6 protein-coding genes are annotated in these 4,866 nt (G+C 71.9%); 2 read left to right on the top strand and 4 right to left on the bottom strand.

Annotated features, from left to right (window positions below):
- Positions 1 to 182: 182 nt before the first annotated feature.
- Positions 183 to 686, top strand: coding sequence for a sigma-70 family RNA polymerase sigma factor (locus tag AB0M20_RS27700; protein WP_364303061.1), 504 nt, complete (start codon positions 183 to 185; stop codon positions 684 to 686).
- A 49-nt stretch (positions 687 to 735) separates the two neighbouring features.
- Here the strand turns inward: AB0M20_RS27700 and AB0M20_RS27695 are convergent, their stop codons facing one another.
- Positions 736 to 1,122, bottom strand: coding sequence for a hypothetical protein (locus AB0M20_RS27695; protein ID WP_364303059.1), 387 nt, complete (start codon positions 1,120 to 1,122; stop codon positions 736 to 738).
- 122 nt (positions 1,123 to 1,244) lie between these two features.
- Between AB0M20_RS27695 and fliQ the strand changes: the two genes are divergently transcribed.
- Entirely contained in the window at positions 1,245 to 1,514 is a 270-nt protein-coding gene (gene fliQ / locus AB0M20_RS27690) for a flagellar biosynthesis protein FliQ (protein ID WP_364303056.1), read from the top strand.
- Between the two features lie 45 nt (positions 1,515 to 1,559).
- Here the strand turns inward: fliQ and pgl are convergent, their stop codons facing one another.
- Genes pgl through zwf form a run of 3 tightly spaced genes read right to left on the bottom strand, consistent with a single transcriptional unit; the run spans position 1,560 to position 4,836 of the window.
- Positions 1,560 to 2,330 (bottom strand): 6-phosphogluconolactonase, encoded by a 771-nt coding sequence (pgl, locus tag AB0M20_RS27685; protein ID WP_364303053.1) that lies wholly within the window; start codon positions 2,328 to 2,330, stop codon positions 1,560 to 1,562.
- Positions 2,327 to 3,322 (bottom strand): glucose-6-phosphate dehydrogenase assembly protein OpcA, encoded by a 996-nt coding sequence (locus tag AB0M20_RS27680; protein WP_364303051.1) that lies wholly within the window; start codon positions 3,320 to 3,322, stop codon positions 2,327 to 2,329. Before AB0M20_RS27680 ends, pgl begins: the two co-directional genes overlap by 4 nt.
- Positions 3,319 to 4,836: a glucose-6-phosphate dehydrogenase gene (gene zwf, locus AB0M20_RS27675; protein WP_364303063.1), complete on the bottom strand. Its 1,518-nt coding sequence runs from the start codon at positions 4,834 to 4,836 to the stop codon at positions 3,319 to 3,321. Before zwf ends, AB0M20_RS27680 begins: the two co-directional genes overlap by 4 nt.
- Positions 4,837 to 4,866: the final 30 nt, after the last annotated feature.

The following is a 4,866-nucleotide window of genomic DNA, read 5'->3' as shown; positions in this document are numbered from 1 at the left end:
GGCCAGGGCAGGGCCGGCGGCCCGGGCGACGTTGACGCTGACCATGTCGAGGCTGCCCGGCGACCGGCACGGGCGCCGGGTGGTCGGGCGCCGGGCGGTCGGTCGCCGGCCTCCTCGGGCGTCTGCTCAGGTCGATCATCGGGGACGACACGCACGGGCGCGGCGGAGCCGCCCGCCCGGCGGTGACCGCGCAGGACGGGCATCCGCCGGCGATCAACGAGCTCTACCACGCGCGGCGGCTCGGCCTGGTCCGCCTGGCGGTGCTGATGGTCGACGACCTGCCCACCGCAGAGGACATCGTGCAGGACGTGTTCGCGGCGCTGTACCGGCGCTACGGCGCCGACCTACGGAAGATCGCGGACCCCAACGCCTACCTGACCACCGGGGTGATGAACGCGGCCCGCTCCGCGCTGCGGCGTCGGCGGACCGCGCGGGCGTACGTGCCGCCGCCGCCCGGCACGGCGCCCGCCGCCGAGGATCAGGCGCTGCTGGGCGAGGGTGATCGGCGGGTGCTGTCCGCTCTCGGCAAGCTGACCGTGCGGCAGCGGCAAGTGATGGTGCTGCGCTACTGGTCGGAGCTGTCCGAGCAGGAGATCGCGGACACCCTGCACGTCTCCCGCGGCACGGTGAAGTCGACCGCGAGCCGGGCGCTCGTCCTGCTGCGCGGACTGCTGGAGGACCGATGAACCAGGACGTGGAGGTACGGGTGCGCTCAGCACTCGCCGCGCGCGCCGGTCAGATCACCCCGGCCTCCCTGCAGCCGGCGATGCCCCCGACCGCGCTGGCCCGCCCCCGGCGCGGGCTCCTGCGGCTGTGGGCGCTGGTGGCGGCGCTGGCCGGCGCTCTCGGGGCGGGACTGGTGTTCGTGGTGCTGCTGTTGCCCGGCGACACCTCGAAACCACAGCTGCCGTCGTCGTCCGTACCCCCGGCACCGTCACCCAGCTCGAGCACCCCTGAGCCGGCGCCGCCCCGGCCGAGCGCGACCACCGAACCCGGAACGGTCCGGCCCTTGTCCACCACGCCCGCGCCGAGGTCCCGCAAGCCGTCCTCGACGGCCACCGCGCGGCCGACGTCGATCGCACCGACACCCAGCACCGCGCCCACCGTGGCACCGACCCCCACGACGCCCGTTACGACCCTCTCGGTGACAAGGCGGTGACCCTGCCGGGCCCGGTGACCGAACGGCAACCCGACCGCGCCCGTCGTGCACTCCGGGAATTCTCAAGTTCCCCGAACTGATGGGCATGACCGACACGCAGATCGTTGAGCTGGGCCTGCAGGCGATGACCGTGGCCGCGAAGATGTGCGCGCCGGTGCTGGTGACCGCGTTGCTGATCGGCTTCGCGATCTCGCTGTTCCAGTCGGTCACCCAGATCCAGGAGGCGACGCTCTCCTTCGTGCCCAAGGCGATCGGCGTGGGCGCGGCGATCCTCTTCTCGGGCAACTGGATGCTGCACGAGATGGTCACCTACACGCAGCAGCTGTTCGAGAAGCTCCCCGCCCTGCTGGGCTGACACAGAGACATCGCAGAAAGGGCCGCCCCCAGGGGCGGCCCTTTCTCATCGCAGACTTCGTGCTCTCTGTGGCACCTTGGCCGCCGCGGCGCGATCCAGCAGCCAGAACGTCTTGTCGGTGCCGATGGCGCCGGCCGCCGGGAGCTGCTTGGGGCCCGCTCCCTCGATGGCCATGCCGACCGGCGCCGCCTTGTCCGGGCCCGACGCGATCAGCCAGACCTCCTCGGCGGTGCGGATCGTCGGCAGGGTCAGCGTGATCCGGGTGGGCGGCGGCTTGGGGCTGTTGTGCACCGCCGCCGTCGTACCCGTCTCGTGGTAGACCGGATGCTCCGGGAAGACCGACGCCACGTGGCCGTCCTCGCCCACCCCGAGCATCAGCACGTCGAAGTGCGGCAGCTCGGAGCTGCCCGGCTTGGCCGCCGCGGCCAGTTCGCGGGCGTACCGGGCGGCGGCGGCCTTGGCGTCGTCGCCGTCCGGTCCGTCCGAGGCCGGCATCGCGTGCACCCGTGCCTTGTCCAGCGGCAGCGCGTCGAGCAGCGCCTCGCGGGCCTGGGTGTCGTTGCGCTCGGGGTCGCCGGACGGCAGGAACCGCTCGTCGCCCCACCACAGGTCGACGTGCGACCACTCGATCGCGTCCGCGGCCGGCAACTCCTTGACCGAGGCCAGCACCTTTTTCGCGATCCGGCCGCCGGTGAGCACGACGCTCGCCCAGCCGCGCTCAGCCTGGGCGTCAATGATCTTGACCACCAGCCGGGCCGCCACGGCCGACGCCAGGATGTCGGCGTCGGGAACCACCACCACGACGGTCTCGCTCATGCCGGAGTGCCGGCCGTGTCACCGGCCCGCGCGGCGAGCGCCGGGTCCTTCCAGACGTGGACTCGTCCGGCCGGCCTCTGTTCCAGACCGGTGACCCCGGCCATCGCGCCCAGCGCCTCGCCGTAGATCTGGTCGGGGTCCAGCCGCCGCAGCTCCTCGGCCAGCTCGTCACCGACCGGCCGCTTCGGCAACGGCATGTAGCGGTCCTCCTGGCCGGTCCGGCTGAACAGCGCCGTGCCCTCCTCGCGGGTGACCCGCACGCAGTCGCCGTTCGCGCACTGCAGCTCCACCGAGTGCATCCGCGGCGACCGGTCGGTCGGCTCCCACACCGGCTCGATGCCGAGCCGAGACTGCAGCCAGCCCTTCATCAGCGCCGCCGTCGGGTCGCTCGGCGGCGCCACGATCGTCGCGCCGGTGACCCGCTCGTCGGTGGTGTCGAAGGCGCCCGCCACCAGGGTCCGCCACAGGGTGATCCGGGTCCAGGTCAGGTCGGTGTCGCCCGGCGCGTAGTCGAGCGCCCGCTGCTGCAGCGCCGCCACCGGGTCGGGAGCCAGCGCCGAGTCGGTGATCCGGCGGTCCGCCAGCACGCCGAGGAAGTCGTTGGCGATGACATCCGGCGGCGGCTCGCACCACCAGGTCACCACGGGCACGTCCGGAGCCAGCAGCGGCATCACGACGGACTCGGCGTGCAGGGCCAGGCGGCCGTACATGCGCATCACGACCGCCTCGGCCGGGCCCAGCCGGCCGCCCACCACGATCTCCGCGTCCAGCCGGCTGCGACCCTCCAGATCGGAGCGGACCACGATGAGCAGCCGGCACGGGTGCGCGGAGGCGGCGATGGTCGCGGCGGCCTCGGCCTCGCGTACCTTCTTCTCCTCCACGATCGCGACCAGCGTCAGAGCGAGACCGGACGCGACACCGCCCGCACTGCGGCGTTCCGCCGCCAGCGCCTTGACGACCTCGTTGCCGGTGGTGTCCCAGAGCCCGATCACGCCCGCCTCCAACTGCGGCCCTCACGGGCCAGCAACTCGTCCGCCGCCCGGGGGCCCCACTCACCCGACCGGTACGGTTCCGGCTTCGTACCCGCCCACGCGGCCTCCAGCGGGTCGATCACCCGCCACGACTGCTCGACCTCGGCGGCGTCGGGGAACAGCGTCCGGTCACCGACCAGCACGTCGAGCACCAGCCGTTCGTACGCCTCGGGGCTGGACTCGGTGAACGCCGCGCCGTACTGGAAGTCCATCGCGATGTCGCGGACCTCCATCGTGGTGCCCGGCACCTTGGAGCCGAACTTGAGCACCACGCCCTCGTCCGGCTGCACCCGCACCACCAGCTGGTTGTGGCCCAGCATCTCGACGTCTTCCGGATCGAACGGCAGGTGCGGCGCGACCTTGAACAGGATTGCGATCTCGGTCACCCGGCGCGGCATGCGCTTGCCCACGCGGACGTAGAACGGGACGCCCGCCCACCGCCTGTTCTGGATGCCCAGCCGGACCGCCACGTAGGTCTCCGTGGTCGAGTCCGGCGGGATGTTCTTCTCCTCCAGGTAGCCCACCGCGCGCTCGCCGGCCACCCAGCCCTGCAGGTACTGCCCTCGGACCGAGCCCGTCGAGATGTCGGGGGGCAGGCTGATCGCCTTGAGCAGCTTCAGCTTCTCCGCGCGCACCTCGTTGGGGTCGAAGCTCGTCGGCTCCTCCATGCCCACCAGGGCGAGCAGTTGGAGGAGGTGGTTCTGCAGCACGTCGCGCGCCGCGCCGGACGCGTCGTAGAAGGCGGCCCGGGTGCCGATACCGACGTCCTCGGCCATCGTGATCTGCACCGAGTCGACGTACTTGGAATTCCACACCGGCTCGAACAGGCTGTTCGCGAAGCGCAGGGCCAGGATGTTCTGGACCGTCTCCTTGCCCAGGTAGTGGTCGATCCGGTACACGTCCTCCGGGGTGAAGACCTCGTCGACGAGCTGGTTCAGCGAGATCGCCGTCTCCAGGTCGTTGCCGAACGGCTTCTCGACCACCACCCGGCGCCAGCCGCCGGATTTCGCGTTGTCGGCCATCCCGGTGCGGTTGAGCTGGTTGAGCACCAGCGGGAACGCGGCCGGCGGGATGGAGAAGTAGAAGGCGGCGTTGCCTGGGATGCCGTTGCGCTCGCGCAGGTCGTCGAGGGTGGCCGCCAGGTTGTCGAAGGCGGCGTCGTCGTCGAACGAGCCGGGCACGAACTGCAACTGGCTGGCCAGCCGCTGCCAGACGTCCTCGCGCCACGGTGTGCGGGCGCCCTTCTTGGCGGCCTCGTAGGCCAGCGACTCGAACTCGCCCTCGCCCCAGTCGCGGCGGGCGAAGCCCAGCACCACGAAGCCGGGCGGCAGCAGGCCGCGGTTGGCGAGGTCGTAGACCGCCGGGATGAGCTTCTTACGGGAAAGGTCACCGGTGACGCCGAAGATCACCAGAGCGCAGGGCTCGGGGATCCGGGGGAGCCGTCGGTCCTGTGCGGTACGCAGCGGATTGCCCACGAGGTCCATCCTGCCAAAGATCTAGGCTCG

It is taken from the genome of Actinoplanes sp. NPDC051633, from assembly GCF_040681735.1.
In the GTDB taxonomy this organism is placed as follows: Bacteria; Actinomycetota; Actinomycetes; order Mycobacteriales; family Micromonosporaceae; genus Actinoplanes.
This window is presented reverse-complemented; position numbering and strand designations above follow the sequence as displayed.